The following is a 16,622-nucleotide window of genomic DNA, read 5'->3' as shown; positions in this document are numbered from 1 at the left end:
TACTATTTTTTCTCGTAAGTCGATGGAGTAAGCTTTCATTCTACCTATTAATGCACCCGCATTAGTGTACCTCATTTCTCTGCAATCTGCTGTATATCGCAGATTTCCTCCACCGTGAGTTTATCTTCACCACTGAGAACAAGTGCAGACTGTTTGGGATGCTCGAAATCATAACTGCCATGTCCGGTGAAGTGAAAAATACCGTATTGAGTAGCAAGAGCTTCTTTGACAGTAGCGTTGGTAGCTTCTTCGCCAGAAATCCGTTGGTTGTTGGCATGATTGAAAAGCTTATTGATAGCAGCAGATTCGATCTCGGTATGGGGTAGTACATCAAAGCCTGTGCTGTTGGGATGTTCCACACTCAGCAATTGGTGTACTTCTCCATTGTTTGTTGATTCGATTTGCTGTACGAATATGCCGATTTGGGCACTGGGTAGATAGGTAGTCGTGAAATAATCGGGAAACAGTGCGTGGAGAGGGAAGCGGTGTAAGTCGCGGTGAGGAATTAATATCAGATTTTGGATGGATTCGTCATCAATTTCGCTGAGTATACCTGAGATATTTAGGAAAGCACCTAGCCGATTGAGCATATCTGGCAAATTACCACGCCAGTTGTTTTGTTGCTCAAGTTGCTTATCTTTGCTTTTGCGGGACTCCTCATATTGCTGATTCCATTGTTTCACCCAGCTTTCGATATCTCCCAAGGGGAAGGGAGTAGGGATGACACTGGGTTGAGCAGTATTGGGTTTGATAACAAATGTGGTGAGAGCAAAGGGACTGAGATGCCAATAGACAATAGCAGTTGTATGATCCGTTAGCTGTTGCATATCAGCATAGTTAGGGCTGAGAACATTTTGCTTTTGAGCGTCTAGAATCCAAGTGAGGTAGGAATTTTTATTTCTCTCAGCAGCTTCTAGTGCTAAAACAGGCTCGCTCTCTTCTACTAAAACATCAACCCGCATTTGCGAAAAGCTAATAAAATCAAATGCTAATTGTTGTCTTTCGCTAAAAGTTTCTTTGCTGTTAAACAACTTTGTAAACGCTTCTAAGCCATGTCGTTTCCATTTCTTAGCTTCTGTAGTATCTTCCAAATCCCAAAGAACGCGAATTAAGTCTTGCACAACGTCCAAATGCGACTCAGAATAATTTTCTTGCGTGAAAGTTTTTAGGGCTTTGTTGTAACTGTTGACTGCTTCGTACCAATAACTATGTGGATGGGAACTAACTTTTCCTTGCAAGTAGTGAGCATTGCCGATTGCTTGATGTAATTTCTCCCTCGGAAACAAGAGGGAGAGGGAGGAGTCTTGGTCGTGCCAATACTTCAAACCTTCTTTATAACTTGCTAACGCTCCCTCATAGCCGCGCTGGTTAAGATGAGGATTTTTTGTAGCTATTGTACTGCCGAAAATCAGCCGAGGAGCGCGACTATCTGCTTTAAATGCCGCAATGCCGCGATTGTACCAAGTTTCATGGGAGTTAGGTTTGATTTTAAGGGCTTTGTCGTAGGATGCGATCGCTTCTTCATATCGCCTTAATTTAGAAAACTGCTCGCCCCGAAATTTCCAAACTAAATAATCGTTAGGTTTGATCTCAAGGGCTTTGTCGTAGGATGCGATCGCTTCTTCGTATCGGTTGAAGCTAGAAAGTGCAATACCTCGGTGGTACCAAGCTTTATGGGAGTCAGCTTTGATTTCAATGGTTTTGTCGTAGGATGCGATCGCTTCTTCATATCGCCCTGAGTAAAAAAGAATCTCGCTCCGATTATCCCAAGCTTTATAGTAGTCAGGTTTGATTTCAATGGCTTTGTCGTAGGATACAATCGCTTCTTCGCTTCGCCCTGAGTACCTAAGCGCAATGCCCCGATTGTACCAAGCTTCATGGGAGTTAGGTTTGATTTCAATGGCTTTGTCGTAGGATACAATCGCTTCTTCGTATCGGTTGAAGCTAGAAAGTGCAATACCTCGGTGGTGCCAAGCTTTATGAGAGTCAGGTTTGATTTCAATGGCTTTGTCGTAGGATACAATCGCTTCTTCTTTTCGCCATAAGTAACCAAACGCATCACCCCGAATTATCCAAACTGTATAATCGTCACGGTTGAATTCAAGGGCTTTGTTATAGGAATTAGAATTGATCGCTTTTCTATATCGTTCTAAGTAACCACATGCAATATCTATATCTCGATCACGCCGAGTTTTATCTTTGTCACGTTTGATTTTAAGGGCTATGTCGTCGATGGAATCAATCGATTCTTGAGATCGCCTTAAGTAACCAAGCGCCATTTCAAGAGCTTTATAGTACCCAACTTCTTCAAGTTGTTTAGCGTTAAATTGCTCATAACCATCTGGCACTCGTTTGGGTGGTTCCACTTTCCTCTGTCCCCCTGATCGAGGAGATGTATGTTTACTGCAAAATAAGCGATGAAAAAGGCTTTTAATCTGTTGCCAAAGTCGCTTAAGCATTGTAAAGATACTGTATGGGCAATAATTATTTTTACACGAAAGCTATTGTTGTTAAAGCGACAACGAAAAAATATGTCTTTAGGTAGATTTATAAAAATTAATTATTAATTATCTATATCGAAGGCGCGGCTCTGCCACGCCGAGACTGATTGTGCCAGTTGCTTAAGTCCTGATAAATATAAGGTTTTGTCCAAAGTCCAAAGTGATAGCTTCAAAATGGTGTAACTTGAGCAATACAGTGGAAAAAGGATAATACGATTAAAAGTGCTGTTCAGGTATTTAACTTTCTCGGAAGTTTGCTAGAGAGTCAGTCAAGTATTCGTGCTTGACGAAATACAACTTTTGTAGTCGATCAATTTTTTAGAGAATTGGACAAAATACAAGCAAGTTAATAGGGTGACTGAAACAGCGATCGCTTTGAATTCAGATTGTGTCTATATTGTCAACTATTATTTATTGACAGCTATCTAGCAGAGTTAATACCGTATAAATTACCGCCTGCCATGAAATCAGTAAATTATCCACTTGGATGATTTTATCGAATGTAATTTCGTGCCAAGGTGAATATTGGAATCTCATGCTTGCTAGATAAGCTATCTAATAGATTATTGGTAATGGATTTAACCACTAGAGTCTTAGAAGGTTCTGGTTTGAGCATACCTATCTTTGATGGGTCGTATAACAATGGTAAGGGGAGATATTTATCTGAACCAGAAATCATTAAAAATTCTCTGCTCGAACAGATGTTTGAAGCAGAAGATTTACAATCTCTACTACTGGTTAAAATTGACAGTAAAAATCCAGATGCCAACCATTTAAGACAAAGAACTTTTCAGGATGGAATCCGACGCAAGTTAGCTTTCAGTTCTGGAAATAGTTATTACTTTGCTGATGGTTCACTGCATAAAAAAATTAGACGCTTATTCGCTACAGAACCGGACACTGCCTGTCGCTATGGTTCTTTACTAGTTAGTAATTGCTACAAAGGCTCAGAAACTTTTACAGGGCTGCGAGTGAAAATTGTGGACTTTGAAGACCCACAGTATGCTCATTATAAAACAGGAGACTGTCACGGCAAGATTTCGCCTCAACTTGCCAAACAATTGGGAGGAGAAGGCAATTGTCCATTCCAATTTCGGTTTGCTTGGAGGAGTAATTGGGCTGAACCAGATAATTCCCAGTGCCCAAAAACCAGCTTCTTGTCCAAAGGTACTTTCCTACCTGATGCCAATTTGACTGATGCCCAAGGCTACGACATTATTATGGATCGTTCCTCAATTAAAGGCATTAAAAAGTCGGAACTCAAAAACTTAATACCCTGCGGTGAATATGAGTTTCCTCAAGCGGTAATCGGGAATCGAGGTAACGCCAAAGCTACCAGCTACGATAATAGTTGGCAATTTACCATTTGGTACTCAGAAGAAGCAGTTAAACAAGATTTGAGCAAACCTACCGAAGAAAAAGCTAGAGAACTGGCCCAGTTGCAGCGCAATCCCTTGGTGTTAGCAAAATACATCATCCAACAATATGACAAACAACAGCGATCGCAGCAAGAGCAGTCAGAAGAAGCTTTTAACGAAATTGAGGGTAATGCTAACAATACTGCACAGGAATCTCGCTGGATTTCCTTATTACGCAGCGATAAATATGGTCAATTGATTGAAACCCCCAAATTCCGCAAGTTTGCCACCGATTACATAGCCAATCAATGGCGTGACCTAGCGATTAAGGGTGGATACAACCATAATTCGGGTATGGCAATGCCATGCGATCGCCTAACTCGTGGCACAATCTGTGTACCCCACCTACCGGAAGGAGATGTCATTCTCACCCGTTACCCCATTGTCAACTCAGACAACATCCGCCTCTACCAAAACATCCACGACCCAGAATTGAGGAAAACTCGCAACGTAGTTTGGATTCACCCCAAGGATGCGGAGGAATACCACCAAGCCGATTTTGACGGCGACCAGTTAATGATCAGTTCTGCTAGTAAACTACCTAATATTGCTCAAGAAACTCTCCGCGCAGGTGAACCGGGACGATTTGAACCAGTTAAACAACGGACTAAGCTAGCGTATACGGAAATCACAGATGAAGAAGGCAACTTAAAATACAAAAATTTAGCAGAGATTGCTGCTGCCAGCAGTCAAAATAAAGTAGGGCTGGTTGCAACAAACATTGGGCGTGTGAGGAAGTATGTCAACAGCTTCAGGATTTTCAGTTTGATGAAATTAAAGTGTTGGGTATCAAATACAATCACTTTGCCAATGAAAACTTTGCTAGTAAGCAATGGAAAAAGCGCAGCGTTACTCTGGAAGTAGGAGTTTTTGAGTTACCCGAATCACACCCAGAATTTTATCGTTACAACGGGACACCGATATTACAGATTGATGGCAAGAATTTAGGCACTTTTGCTCCTGACAGTCCGAAACTGCCGATTGGTGCTACATTTGCAGCTACTTTGCAACCAGATGGCTCTAGTATTATCCTCAAAGTTAATTCTGAGTCAATCAATCTGCCAGAAGTTCCATTACCGGAATCAGAACCAAAGTTAGATACTGCTGGGCAATTCCGAGCCATTCACCGTGAACTCTGGCGTAAAGAAATGTTTGATAATTTGGTAGAAGCGATCGCTACTACCTACGAACAGCGACAAGCCAATCAATCTGCAAGTAATGAAATTGAGCAGTTCAAGATTGGTAGCCATTGGACTGCTTATGTGCAACCAAGTGGTGATTTTATTGTGCGAAATGAAGGTAAGCGGACGATTTGTCGAGGCAATCTACAGACGGGTGAGGAGATATTTCCACTTTCAGAAGAACGTGCCAGTGAGCTAGAAGCGATGATTTTAGAAAGGGAACGATTACTTCATAGAAAACATGAGTTATCAAATAATGGACACCATATTAGCAGTCAGAATATTGAGTTGAACTGAAGCTGCAAAGGAGATTATGTGAATGTACTAAATAGCACACTCACTTTTATCAAATGACAATTACCTTTGAAACCGCGATAATAATTCCTTACGGTCAGCCTGTAAAAGTAAGCCAAGATATTCTTCCCTAGATAACTGCATTAACTGAGGAATAATCGCCTCTAACTCAGCATCTAAATTTCCAAAACGTACTTTTAAAAGCGTCGAAATTGTTTCCCTTCTTTCGATTTCCACACCTTCTTGTTGCCAACTTGTTAGAATCTGCATAACTTCCTCCCGTTCATCTAATCCCATTGTACTAATCGCCGCTTGAAAAACCTGCTTCTCAGTATCATCCAGCCGTAAATAAGTATCAACAAACCCCGAAATTAATTGCATCCGCGCCGGGTCTAACCTTAAAGTTGTCAGCAACCGCAAACATTCTGCCTTCACCTGCGGACGTTCTGACACCGCAATATTCATCTTGGCCATCAACGCCGCTGCGACTGGATTGTGTTGCACTATAAAATCCCGCCAACTTAGGCGATTTAATTGAATTGCTGCTCTCCTTAAATTCCAAAACCTTTAAATCAGGAAACGTGAGACGATAATTTTGAGGTTCAGCAGATGAGCGAAATAACACCAAAGCACGTTTTTGATAATTTTGCTAAAATTTTAGAAGGAGCTTTCCTCAAATAATGTTTTTCTCCGTTGAGTAGGTATTATCTACCTATTCTGCTACAAAGCAAATTCATTTGATTAACTTACAAAATAAATCGAGGTAATTAAATATGAAATTAACAGCAACAGAAAAAGGCTTACTAATCCCTAAAGAACTATTAGGAGAAAACCAAGACTTTGAGATTATTCAAGAACATGGAAAAATTATTATTACTAGCATCAAACAAACATCTTCTATTTGGGATTTAGGTTCCGACCCTGTGGAATGTGATGTAAAAGATGGTGGAATTAACCACGATCATTATCTCTATAACCCATGAAAAAGATTTACTTTTTAGATACTAGCTATATTTTAGCTCTGGAAATAAAAAATGAAGATGCTCATCAAAAAGTATTACAAAATTGGGCTACTTTAATAAAATCCAAACCTTTTTTAATAACAACAACATACATTTTTGATGAAGTTGTTACTTTTTTTAATAGTCGAAACCTTCATTATAAAGCAGTTGAAGTTGGTAATCGGTTATTGGAAAGTCCTGATATAGAATTAATCGAAATTAATCAAACTCTATTTAATCAGGGATGGGAATATTTTCAAAAGCATAAAGACAAATCTTATTCTCTCACTGATTGTTTATCATTTATCGTTATGCAACAACGAGAGATTGTTACAGCTTTAACCTTAGATAATCATTTTTATCAAGCCGGATTTCAAATTTTACCATCATAAATTAAGTACAAATAAAAATATATTTACTATTTTATTCTGAAAAAGCATAAAATATTCTGATTGGTTTACCACCACTTTGAATACGTAACTCTCTTAAGTGGGAGTTTTTTTAACCTTTGACATCGGATGAATAAGGAAATGGCAATTGTGTTCCCTTTTCTTCAAGTAGTTGAACAAGGCTGACAATATTATCTTGTTGCTCTTCTTTAAGAGTTTGCCACCAAATCTCAAACCATTCTTGACAGGCTAAGAGAAAATCAATTTTGTCAATAGTAGTTACGCTGTAAATTAGCTCAGTGCGTTAGTATAAAATTTACTTTTGTACGGTTAATGGAACACAAAAATGAGTGATGTTTTTTCATATTACGCGCAGGCGTAGCCAGATGTAGGCATCGCTAGCCCAAAAATTGTGTTTTCTACCCTCATTTTCGCCAAATCTTTAAGCACTATTACTTATTGACAAATTGTTTATGACTTTAACCTGTCAAGAATGATCTCAAACTCATTGGTATATTCTATTTCCCAGTTCACTTTCTATTATATTACGTCTATGTAATAAACAATATCTCTAATTTGTCAATTTTCACAACTAGTAAGGCTTTTTTGTCTATACTGAGCGATCGCCCCCTCAAGACTACACCTACCCATTTCCTATCCAATCAAGCGATGTCACCTTTCGCCTAACTAGCGACACTTACGTTAATAGCCAACTGGACAACTTATAAATCGCCATTTGGTCTAGGGGTTTTCAGATAAAGTCTTGTTAGGTTAACTCAATCGGCAATCAGCTTTGAGTACCTATGGCTACCAAAACACTGACCAAACCTAAGCAAAGACAAAATTATCAAAATCGCTCATGGGAAAACCTGACAGATCGCCGCAAACTCCGCCATATTGAAAACATACTGGATAAAGCCATTGCTGAATCAATTCAGGATGATTCTATCCAGTCCCACGAAGACTTTAAAGCCTATGTAGAAAATTACAGCCAGGAATCAGGTAAAGCCCCCATCACAGTAGAACTCTGTGTAGGAGGTGGAGATGATGACGAGATTAGAGGCTATCGCTTCTACCTCACCAGCGATCCCAGCCACAGAACTAGCGGTAAGTACCTGATTAAAAATTTAGAAGGAATTACTAGCAAAGATGAAAACTACTTCACCCCTTCTAACATTGCTGAAATTTGCGGTTTTGCTGAAACAGAACTTGACGATCTCGATGATGAATTAGAAGATGATCTGCTCGATTAATGATACACGGCTACTTCAAGGATTTAACCCTAATCGTAACGATGAACAAGTGCTTGATGCCGTTTTAGTACCAGGGCAGCCCCCGGAGATTTTGCAGTGCAGTATCCCCCTGCGTGAGATAGAAGCGCTACTGGACAATCAGCAATCAACTCGCTCTACCCAAGCCCAGACTGATAAAGATACTGCAAGGCAACGCCAGAAACAAACTCAAAGAAAAGCCAGCAAACCAGAAATGCAAGTTTAATTCTACCGAGAACAGAAAAATGATTAACCCAAAATCTCACATTTGTCAATTAAAACTGCTGCCATCTCGTAAATTTTCGACCAACTTGAGAAACCTGAAAATCAACCGCACAGACTTACTTTTCATTTTCCTATGTCTTGCGATTGGAATTTATTTGTTAGCTACCAAACCCATATTCGTCACTATTTTGGGATGTGCCACCATTGTTTTCTTGAGTATTGGGTACGTAATTCGGACAATACCAATTCTAAAAAAGTATTTAGGTAGAAAAATTCGCTTTTGGCATATTGTTGCCGCCATTATAACTGTTACCGCTTTACTCGATACCTTTACAACTCCAGCCCAAGCTATTTTCTTAAGCGGGTTGGAAAGCTTCTTCAACAATCTAGCCCAACAAAGTTCCCAAGCAGGAGGCGGTTCTACAGGCACTTTGGATGCCAACGTTGTTGGTTTAACATTTAACCTCATCCGAGGTGCATTCTTGCTGCTGGTTGCTGCTGCTTCTCTATTTGCCTATAACCAAGCCCAGCAAGGTAACGACTGGCGACCGATTGTTACTCAAGTTGGTTTAGCGTTCTCCATCGTAATTGCCATTGATGTCATCACTTTCATATTTGTCGGTAATGGCGCAGGAACAACATCAGCCATCAGGTAAACCCAACTTAAATTTTATACCCATTAAATAAGAATTCAGAAGTCAGAAAACATTCGTCAGAATTCATCAGTGGGGGATGAGCATAGTTGGTCTGGATAACTTTGAGAGGTTTATGACAAGAAGAAAAGTCCTATTCTCCCGCTTATCTTCACTTGTCACTTCTTGGTTGACTGACTACTAATGCAGCACCAGAGAATTACAAAAATATGGCACAAGACAATCGAGAATTCATCAAAGTCAATCGGATTCTAGGCAAGCAAGCCAGCATTGGGCCAATTCCGGCTGAACAGCTACTTCCTTGGATTGCCATCATTGTAGTTTGCTATGTTCTCACCAATGGTTTACTCAGTTTGGGTATGGGTTGGTTCTTTGCCACCTCCTTCTGGCTAATTATCAGTTGGTGGATTCTCACAGGCAAACAGCCCCATCAGTTTTTAGATCGATGGCGTAATCCACCGGGAACAGAGTGGTGCAACAGTAACAGCATTTATATCTCACCGATCCCTGAATATCGACCCTGGTGGGTGCGTCGGCGCTACTCAGACTCGCAAGTGCAAATCCGATTCAAGCCACTGATTGTACCGAATCAATATGGAGGCAAAAGTAAGCTCATGCCCTTCCAAAATGAGGTAAACATCTGCTGTATTGCAGAAATTAAGAAAGATGATCGTGAAGTGGCTGCCCTGTTATTGGATAAAGGCAACTCTCAGTATCAACTCGTGTTTGGGTTTCGCATCGCTGGACTGCATGACATACTACATGAAAATGAAGTCAGCGAATTTGCCCACTCTATCGAAGAGGGTTTGAAAGAACTACCCCCCGGTGAAAAAATTACCTTTTGTACAGGCTGTTCTAGTGATCATACTGAGTCATATTCCCTACAGACAGGCTCTACCAAGGGAGTACCGCACAAACGCCAAACCCCGCTTACTGCCTTAGCAGACGATTGCCACTTGAAACCAGTTTCTGTGCTGCTTCGCAACGAGCAATTGCGGGTGGAACAACTCAAGGAAGCAGGTTCTCGCCAAATCTGGAATCAAATTGCCTTCTGTACTTGGACGAGCGATGATGATTGCAGCTACAAGCAAAAGGATTTTGTGGGTGGACTGATTGAAAAATGCAGAAAATTTGGCTCTTGGGCAGTTGAACAAATTACGGGAAATAAGCGCATTTACCAAGAAGAGTTTTTCAAAAAGCTCTTACTGCAAGGGTTTCAGCAAGGATTCATTCAGTGGGAATTGCTGCTCAATACCAAAATTGGCTTAGAAGTAACACCTTGCAGTGCTACAGATTTGTGGCAGTGGCTCTGGAATCGATTTAATGAGGGTGCAGCACCTCCTATTCCCCAAGTTATTACACTGAAGGAGACTGAGACGGGACTGGAGTTAACGGAAACCCTAACCACCGATAAACACATCTGTACATTACTGATTGAAGGACAACAAGGACGTTCTGCTTGCCCCGAACATCGGGGAGATAATGACCGAGTTTACTTGACAGGTAAAAGCAAGGTTTGTGGAGTCATGGTTGTAACAGATCCCCCCGTCGGTTGGTCTAATGCCCAAGATCAGCTAAAGTGGGTGTGGAAAATCCTTGCTTCCAGCTACGTCCACGATACAGAAGCTTGGGTTGAAATTAGCCGCAGCAATGACTTCTTAATCCAAGACAACCTGGCGCGTCAGGCAAAACAATCCAAAACAGCTCGCACTTTAGCCATAACCAAAGGACAGGGACGCGATATTGGAGCGGAAATCAAACAGGAGGAATCCTTTGAAGCCCAGCGGCGACTTTACGAAGGCACGAAAGCGTTGCACTGTGCGCCTGTATTTCTAGTTTACCGCCACAGTGCCCAAGAGTTAACCCACGCTTGCAACTTACTGGCTAACAGTTTTGAGACTGCCAAAGTAATTCGAGAGCGTAATATTGCTTGGGAAATTTGGCTGCAAACCCTGCCGATTACCTGCAAATGGTTGCTGCATGGAGGTAATCTCAGCGAACGCAGAATAACTTTAGATACACATACTGTGGCTGGGATTATGCCCCTAACTGTCCCCAAGGACATCGATAAACAGGGTGTAGAATTCCTTACCAGCCGTGGTGGCAAGCCTATTTATGTGGATTTATTTCACCAGCAGATTGGACGCGCTCTAATTACAGGTACTTCTGGCTCAGGAAAGAGCGTTTTGGGATGGCGCTTTGCTTTAGAGGCATTAGCTAACAATATTCCCGTTGTTGGTATGGACATCTCTGCCAGTGGTAACAGCACTTTTAAGACGGCGATTGAGCTTTTGGGGGAGCAAGGAGCATATTACGATATTTCTAGTGGCAGCAGTAACCTACTGGAACCGCCAGATTTGCGACGGTTCGACAAGTCCGAACGGGAACGGCGCATGGAATCTTGGAAGGACTTTATTCGCAAAGCATTAACAGCGATCGCTATGGGTAAAGTCGAAAACCCCCATCTAGCTCAACGGGTTGATGCCTTGCTAATTAAAGCTTTGGACGTATTTTTAAAAGACCCAGAAATTATTGCTCGCTACAACCGAGCCTTTGAGATGGGCTGGCTTTCACCAGAGTGGCAGCAGATACCCACGCTACCAGATTTCGTCAAGTTCTGCACTAGAGAGCGCCTTAATCTCAGATCGTTTGAAGAGATTGACCGACTGGCACTCAACCAAATCCAAAATCAGGTTAGTGCTTTACTCGCATCTAGGTTAGGGAAAGCGATCGCTCGTCCCAGCACTTTTTCCCCAATCCCGGCGGTTAAATTCTTTGCCCTCAGCGGATTGAGTAATGAACAGGATGCTTACTTGATGGCAATTAACGCCCATACTGCCTGTATCCGTAATGCCCTATCCCATCCTAAGAGTTTGTTTATTGGCGATGAGCTTTCCGTATTGTTACGTAAAGATGGCTTTGCCCAGATTATAGGCGAAACCTGTGCCACGGGAAGGAAAGAAGGCATTGCTGTTCTGCTGTTGTCCCAAGATCCGGATACCATTTGCGAGTGTTCAACAGGCGCTCAAATTATGCAGAACATGACCTATCGGATTACTGGACGTATTACTAGTAGCGGTGTTGCTTCTTTCCAACGGTATCTGGGCTATCCCGTCAAGATTATCAGTCAGAATGCAACTGAAGCATTTTTGCCCCGTACCAGCGACCTTTATTCCTGCTGGCTAGTAGAAACAGGTGGTAGATTCTGGCGTACCCGCTTTTACCCTGGCGAAATGATGTTGGCGAGTGTTGCCAATAACCAGGATGAACGGGAAGCACGAGAGCGAGTGATGGCTCAGTATCCAAATACTCCCAAAGGCAACCTATTAGGACTGAGAACGTTTACCGATGCTTACATTCCTGCTTTGAAGGAAAACAGAGGGTTTCAGCATATTGGTCGAGAAATACATCAAACTCCAGCATTGGGCGATTGGCTACGCCCCGCTGTAAGTCCTGGGGATAGGCTCCACCAACGCACTTCCCCTATGCAAGGAGAAGGCGATCGCCTCAAGAGTAACGATGACCAACAGGCTCAAGAACGCCTGATTGCAAGTTGATATATCTAAAAACTGCATTAAGGAGGGTAAATCATGAAATCTAAACTTACCTTTATCAGATTGATGGCACTGGTTCTAATTTTGTCACTTGGTTCTATCGCCAATCCAGCCCTTGCTCGCACTCAAGACGACGGTCGAGATCCAGTAGCTGCTGCTGTTAGTAACAAAACTACTGGTAGTAGTATTTTCACCTCAGACACAGCATCTCAAATCAATGATTTTGTGGGAGATGTCAAAAATTTCGCTCAAAATGACCTATTTAATCCTCTTGGCAATCTGCTCAATTCTGCCTTGGGCGCAATTCAAATTCCAGATTTAAACAAAGTTTTGGCAAGAATCATGAACGGTTCAGCCAACAATGACCCTGGTGCTGTGCTGTCTGAAACTTTGGAGAACAAAACCAATGGTCAAAGCTCTTATGGTATCCGTGAAGACCTTGGTAAATATGCTACTAGAACAGTTGCCACAGAGATCGCTAATCAGGCTACTTTGAGCCAAACAGCCCAAAGTCAGATGGCTCAAATTAAGCAAGTTACTCAACAAGATACTCAAGAAAGCGTCACCTTGGGTGAGGAATCCCAAAGTTTAGATGTCACACAACAGATTTTGCAAAACCTATCCCAACAGACTGCCCTCACCAGTCGCGTCAACGAGCGGATGCTTCTTGAAGCCCAGCAAGCACGCATTGACAGGGCATTGAGTATAACCATTACCGCTCAAACAGCCAAGGAACTTTCAGCCATTAATACTGCCGATCGCCGTAAGAGTATTTCCGCAGGCAACGCCGCGACTCAACAAGCGGGGTTATTAATCATGCCTGGTGGCATTAGCCTTGGTGCCGATCAGTAGTTATAAATTGGGATTTCAAAGCTAGTTATAAGTGTTTGATTTGACATTTCCAGTTAATTAGGACTTACGCAAAATCTTCCATTTATTGACGTTTTTGACCTCTTCTCTTCTTTTCGGAATGCTCCGTGAACGATTTCTGCTTTACAGTATAAGACACTTAGCGAACTCGTGTCTAGCTGTGCGTGAAAACTCCTATTCATTCGTACCTTAAGCGTAATTACTGTCAATTTTAGCTCTTATCGCTAATACTTTTGATACTCATGTTCCAGTTAATTGCTCAATCATTTCCGGTAACAGGCGGAGAATCCGATGCCCTAGAAATTATCTCCAGTTCTTTAGAACTTTCTCGCGCCACAGTTGAGTCATGGAATACCGTCTGGCTAGTTACTTTAGATCCGCTCGGTTCGGCATTATGGATTGGTTTAATTAAATTGGGCATTACCTTGGGAGCCGCCAGCATCTTATTTGTAGCGCTGACCACTGGTAAAGAAATCATTGAAAAGCAATCATGGTCAGAACTGGTATCAATCTTTGTTTGGCCCATCGTGATTATGATTTTCTTGGGGTCTAACGGCAATATGCTGGCGAAGACAATTACTGTTATCCGAGGCTTTGCTTACAATCAAGTGCAAAGCGTTCTTCAGCTTCAAGTTGGTGAACTAACATTTCGAGATGCTATTACCAATGTGGCAATTAGCAGTATCGCTAGACAACAGCTAGAAAACCTTTATAGCGAATGTCAAGGAAAAGTTGGTACAGAGTTAGTTGAATGCTGGAACTCAAAGCAAGCCCAGGCACAGGCAATTGTTACCAAAGCTGAAGAGGAAGCTAAGTCTCCACTCCAACCACTACGAGATTTTGGTAGTTTTCTCTGGAATAGAACTTTGCCTGGTCAAATCGGTACTGCTGTTCAGTTTGCCAATGATCCAGGTAGTGTGTTTCGAGATACTGCCATCCCCATTATTCGCTTTATTCTCTATGCCCTGCAATGGGGCTTTGTAAATATTCTGGAAGCTGCTCTACTGCTGACGGCATTATTTGCGCCCATTGCAGTTGGTTTATCTTTGCTGCCATTACAAGGTCGTCCTATTTGGGCGTGGCTGACAGGGTTTATTTCCTTGTTTGGTGTTCAACTTGGTTACAACATTTTAGTAGGTTTAGCAGCCGTTGTGCTTGTGAAGTCTGGTGCTGAATTAGCATCTGACGTAGGATTTTTATGTTTCCTGAGCATCTTTGCACCAGTTTTGGCGGTATTGATAGCTGGAGGTGGGGGAATGGCGATTTATAATGGCATTTCTGCCAATGTCAAAGGCTTAATTGATATTTTTAGCAGTGCCATTGGAACTGCAACCAGTATTGCTCTACTCCGTAGGGGGTAACTATGCAAATTAAACGACTTCAAGGTCCGTTACTTCCAGAAGCTAAAAATCTCCTGGCTGTTTGTTTTCTCTGCCTAACTGCATTTAACGGTCTGATATTTTTGTTGACTCTATTCACCGCTTTCAGGGTCAATAAAATTGCCGATCGCAAGACGACCTTTGCCCAGTTGGTAAATGGCGAGACAATCTACATTTCCGAGCAAGACCGCAACTGGCGTTATCCAGCTGTAATTCAAAAGCTAGTTAGTGACTGGACAACTCTAACATTTAACTGGGATGATAAACTCACTGGCACTAATCAACCAGACCAAGGCATTCAAGTTGGTAGAAATGGGCGCATTCCTACAAATGCTTGGTTTGCTTCCCTGCTGCTAGAACCGGAATTTGCCAAAGCTTCTCTACCGAAGATTGCCGAATTAGTTCCTACTAGCGTCTTTTCAGGTCAACTTCGTAGCACCACTATTATTTCCTATCTGTCAGAACCGAGAGTAGTACGAGCTGGGGAATGGGAAATAGACATGATTGCTACCCGTATCTTAGTTGACCGCACTACTGGTAGAGATGAGCGTATTCCATTTAACCGCACCTTTACCGTCCAAGCAGTGGAGATTCCCCGAGCTCCTTTAGGTAAAGATGCCTCCCTAGTAGAACAGAAAATTTATGAAGTGCGATCGTCTGGACTGCAAATTACCAAGATGGTTGAGTTCAATTCTCAGCAACGACGCTAAGCACCCTTGCTTGAATAAATTGGTCAGCCGTGTATTGAAATTTTTCGTTGGTATCGCGGATCTAGGTAAGACGGCTGACCAATTTATTTTTGCACAACCCCTAAAGGAAAAAGGTAGAATTATGACCAATTCTAATCAAAACCATGAATTTGACTACCTAAACGAAAACTCTGTTGATTCTTCGCCGGAATTCAACAGTACTAACGGCAATCATCGCTCTACTCAAGCCACTTTGGTTGCTGATGATGATATCAGCCCTGAAGAGGAGCAGTTGTTGGCAGGTTATAACCCTACCGCAAGTCACCTCATTTCCGAAGAATATCGCTTGAAACAAGATGCAGAAGGAGCGGTAGAGCGACCTTTAGCAGAAAAACCTAGTGTTCGACTAGGTTCGGTAGTTGGCTTAGTCGGAATAGTTATTGGCTCTGTAGCACTGCTCTGGTTTGGATTTCTCCAACCTAAACCTCCTGTCAAACAAGTAGTCCAAACTCCTACTACATCTCCAAAAGACGAACCAGTTTTGGATGAATCTGCCGAACTTAAAAGCAGATTAGCATTTCAAGACCAACGGCAACAACTCAAAGTAGAACCTGTTGCTGCTAAATCCCCAACTCCAACACTACAAAATAAACCCAAACCAACGCCATCTCCACCTCCACCTCCTCGTACAGCACCTCAGACTTTTTCACCGCGCACAACTCCTGCATCACGCACAACACCAATAACTCCTGTAAGAATTTCTCAACCTGCACCTCCAGTAGTGCGGTATATTTCTCCAAATCCTGTAAGTTATAAAGCTTCACGACCAATACAACAACCTGAAAGTAATGTCGATCCTTTCCAGCAGTGGAACCAACTAGCTAGCCTGGGACAGTCGCAAATCGGTAACTCTAAAGTAGCTTCAACTCAGTCAGAAGTTGCAGTGAAGACTCAAACTCCAACTGACTCGAAACCAACAGCTAGGGCATCCATTTCTATTCCCCAAGACCCTGGTATTCAAACAGTTTTAATTGGCTCTAAAAGCACTGACAGTAAAACTAATAGCCTGACTCCTGGAATGCTTGGTATCCTCAATCGTACCCTTGGAATGAACGTGGACAAAAATGGACAGCCTTCTACACAGACTGTCTATGATGCTGCACGAATATTTCAAAACAAGGCTGTCCATTTTTGTCT

The 16,622-nt window shown here is 42.1% G+C and carries 13 protein-coding genes and 1 pseudogene; 12 read left to right on the top strand and 2 right to left on the bottom strand.

Translation table 11 applies throughout. The annotated features are described in order from the left end of the window. Positions 1-71: 71 nt before the first annotated feature. Positions 72-2,366, bottom strand: a complete 2,295-nt coding sequence (locus tag PI95_RS31300) for a tetratricopeptide repeat protein (RefSeq protein ID WP_052325819.1) — start codon at positions 2,364-2,366, stop codon at positions 72-74. Positions 2,367-3,073: 707 nt separating this feature from the next. On the opposite strand from PI95_RS31300, the gene PI95_RS31295 reads away from it, so the two are divergent. Further along, positions 3,074-4,783, top strand: a complete 1,710-nt coding sequence (locus PI95_RS31295; protein ID WP_236117276.1) for a hypothetical protein — start codon at positions 3,074-3,076, stop codon at positions 4,781-4,783. Further along, entirely contained in the window at positions 4,699-5,397 is a 699-nt protein-coding gene (locus PI95_RS36400; RefSeq protein WP_236117275.1) for a hypothetical protein, read from the top strand. Before PI95_RS31295 ends, PI95_RS36400 begins: the two co-directional genes overlap by 85 nt. A gap of 60 nt (positions 5,398-5,457) precedes the next feature. Here the strand turns inward: PI95_RS36400 and PI95_RS31290 are convergent, their stop codons facing one another. After that, the gene (locus PI95_RS31290) at positions 5,458-5,898 is read right to left on the bottom strand and encodes an RpnC/YadD family protein (protein WP_163519358.1); all 441 of its coding nucleotides are present in this window, start codon (positions 5,896-5,898) and stop codon (positions 5,458-5,460) included. Positions 5,899-6,167: 269 nt separating this feature from the next. Here PI95_RS31290 and PI95_RS31285 point away from each other — a divergent pair, with 269 nt between their 5' ends. From PI95_RS31285 to PI95_RS31240, 10 genes and pseudogenes are all read left to right on the top strand, one after another. After that, on the top strand, positions 6,168-6,377 hold the full coding sequence (locus PI95_RS31285; protein WP_039753188.1) for a hypothetical protein: 210 nt from the start codon (positions 6,168-6,170) through the stop codon (positions 6,375-6,377). Beyond that, the gene (locus PI95_RS31280) at positions 6,374-6,787 is read left to right on the top strand and encodes a type II toxin-antitoxin system VapC family toxin (protein ID WP_039753186.1); all 414 of its coding nucleotides are present in this window, start codon (positions 6,374-6,376) and stop codon (positions 6,785-6,787) included. The genes PI95_RS31285 and PI95_RS31280 overlap by 4 nt, the downstream gene beginning before the upstream one ends. A gap of 800 nt (positions 6,788-7,587) precedes the next feature. Further along, entirely contained in the window at positions 7,588-8,037 is a 450-nt protein-coding gene (locus PI95_RS31275) for a hypothetical protein (RefSeq protein ID WP_039753185.1), read from the top strand. Next, a complete protein-coding gene (locus tag PI95_RS31270; protein ID WP_039753184.1) occupies positions 8,021-8,281 on the top strand; it encodes a hypothetical protein in 261 nt (86 codons plus the stop codon). Before PI95_RS31275 ends, PI95_RS31270 begins: the two co-directional genes overlap by 17 nt. Positions 8,282-8,300: 19 nt before the next feature. Further along, the gene (locus PI95_RS31265; RefSeq protein WP_039753182.1) at positions 8,301-8,936 is read left to right on the top strand and encodes a hypothetical protein; all 636 of its coding nucleotides are present in this window, start codon (positions 8,301-8,303) and stop codon (positions 8,934-8,936) included. Positions 8,937-9,142: 206 nt separating this feature from the next. Further along, positions 9,143-12,490, top strand: a complete 3,348-nt coding sequence (locus PI95_RS31260) for a putative type IV secretion/conjugal transfer ATPase (RefSeq protein ID WP_236117274.1) — start codon at positions 9,143-9,145, stop codon at positions 12,488-12,490. Positions 12,491-12,523: 33 nt separating this feature from the next. Beyond that, positions 12,524-13,339 (top strand): hypothetical protein, encoded by an 816-nt coding sequence (locus tag PI95_RS31255; protein WP_039753181.1) that lies wholly within the window; start codon positions 12,524-12,526, stop codon positions 13,337-13,339. Between the two features lie 260 nt (positions 13,340-13,599). After that, positions 13,600-14,718 carry a hypothetical protein gene (locus PI95_RS31250; protein ID WP_039753180.1) on the top strand — a complete coding sequence of 373 codons (1,119 nt, stop codon included), beginning with the start codon at positions 13,600-13,602 and terminating at the stop codon, positions 14,716-14,718. A 2-nt stretch (positions 14,719-14,720) separates the two neighbouring features. Beyond that, a complete protein-coding gene (locus tag PI95_RS31245) occupies positions 14,721-15,446 on the top strand; it encodes a hypothetical protein (RefSeq protein ID WP_039753179.1) in 726 nt (241 codons plus the stop codon). Between the two features lie 121 nt (positions 15,447-15,567). After that, a pseudogene (locus PI95_RS31240) lies at positions 15,568-16,622 on the top strand (hypothetical protein); the annotation flags it as partial.

It is taken from the genome of Hassallia byssoidea VB512170 (genome assembly GCF_000817785.2).
GTDB classification, from domain to species: Bacteria; Cyanobacteriota; Cyanobacteriia; order Cyanobacteriales; family Nostocaceae; genus Hassallia; species Hassallia carrinoi.
The sequence above is the reverse complement of the archived record's forward strand: the minus strand, read 5'-3'. Positions and strand labels throughout refer to the sequence as shown.

Bases quoted from the DNA above. Each gene is read 5' to 3' on its own strand.
- PI95_RS31295 (WP_236117276.1), top strand. From the start codon at position 3,074: ATGGATTTAACCACTAGAGTCTTAGAAGGTTCTGGTTTGAGCATACCT.
- PI95_RS31285 (WP_039753188.1), top strand. From the start codon at position 6,168: ATGAAATTAACAGCAACAGAAAAAGGCTTACTAATCCCTAAAGAACTA.
- PI95_RS31280 (WP_039753186.1), top strand. From the start codon at position 6,374: ATGAAAAAGATTTACTTTTTAGATACTAGCTATATTTTAGCTCTGGAA.
- PI95_RS31275 (WP_039753185.1), top strand. From the start codon at position 7,588: ATGGCTACCAAAACACTGACCAAACCTAAGCAAAGACAAAATTATCAA.
- PI95_RS31270 (WP_039753184.1), top strand. From the start codon at position 8,021: ATGATCTGCTCGATTAATGATACACGGCTACTTCAAGGATTTAACCCT.
- PI95_RS31265 (WP_039753182.1), top strand. From the start codon at position 8,301: ATGATTAACCCAAAATCTCACATTTGTCAATTAAAACTGCTGCCATCT.
- PI95_RS31260 (WP_236117274.1), top strand. From the start codon at position 9,143: ATGGCACAAGACAATCGAGAATTCATCAAAGTCAATCGGATTCTAGGC.
- PI95_RS31255 (WP_039753181.1), top strand. From the start codon at position 12,524: ATGAAATCTAAACTTACCTTTATCAGATTGATGGCACTGGTTCTAATT.
- PI95_RS31250 (WP_039753180.1), top strand. From the start codon at position 13,600: ATGTTCCAGTTAATTGCTCAATCATTTCCGGTAACAGGCGGAGAATCC.
- PI95_RS31245 (WP_039753179.1), top strand. From the start codon at position 14,721: ATGCAAATTAAACGACTTCAAGGTCCGTTACTTCCAGAAGCTAAAAAT.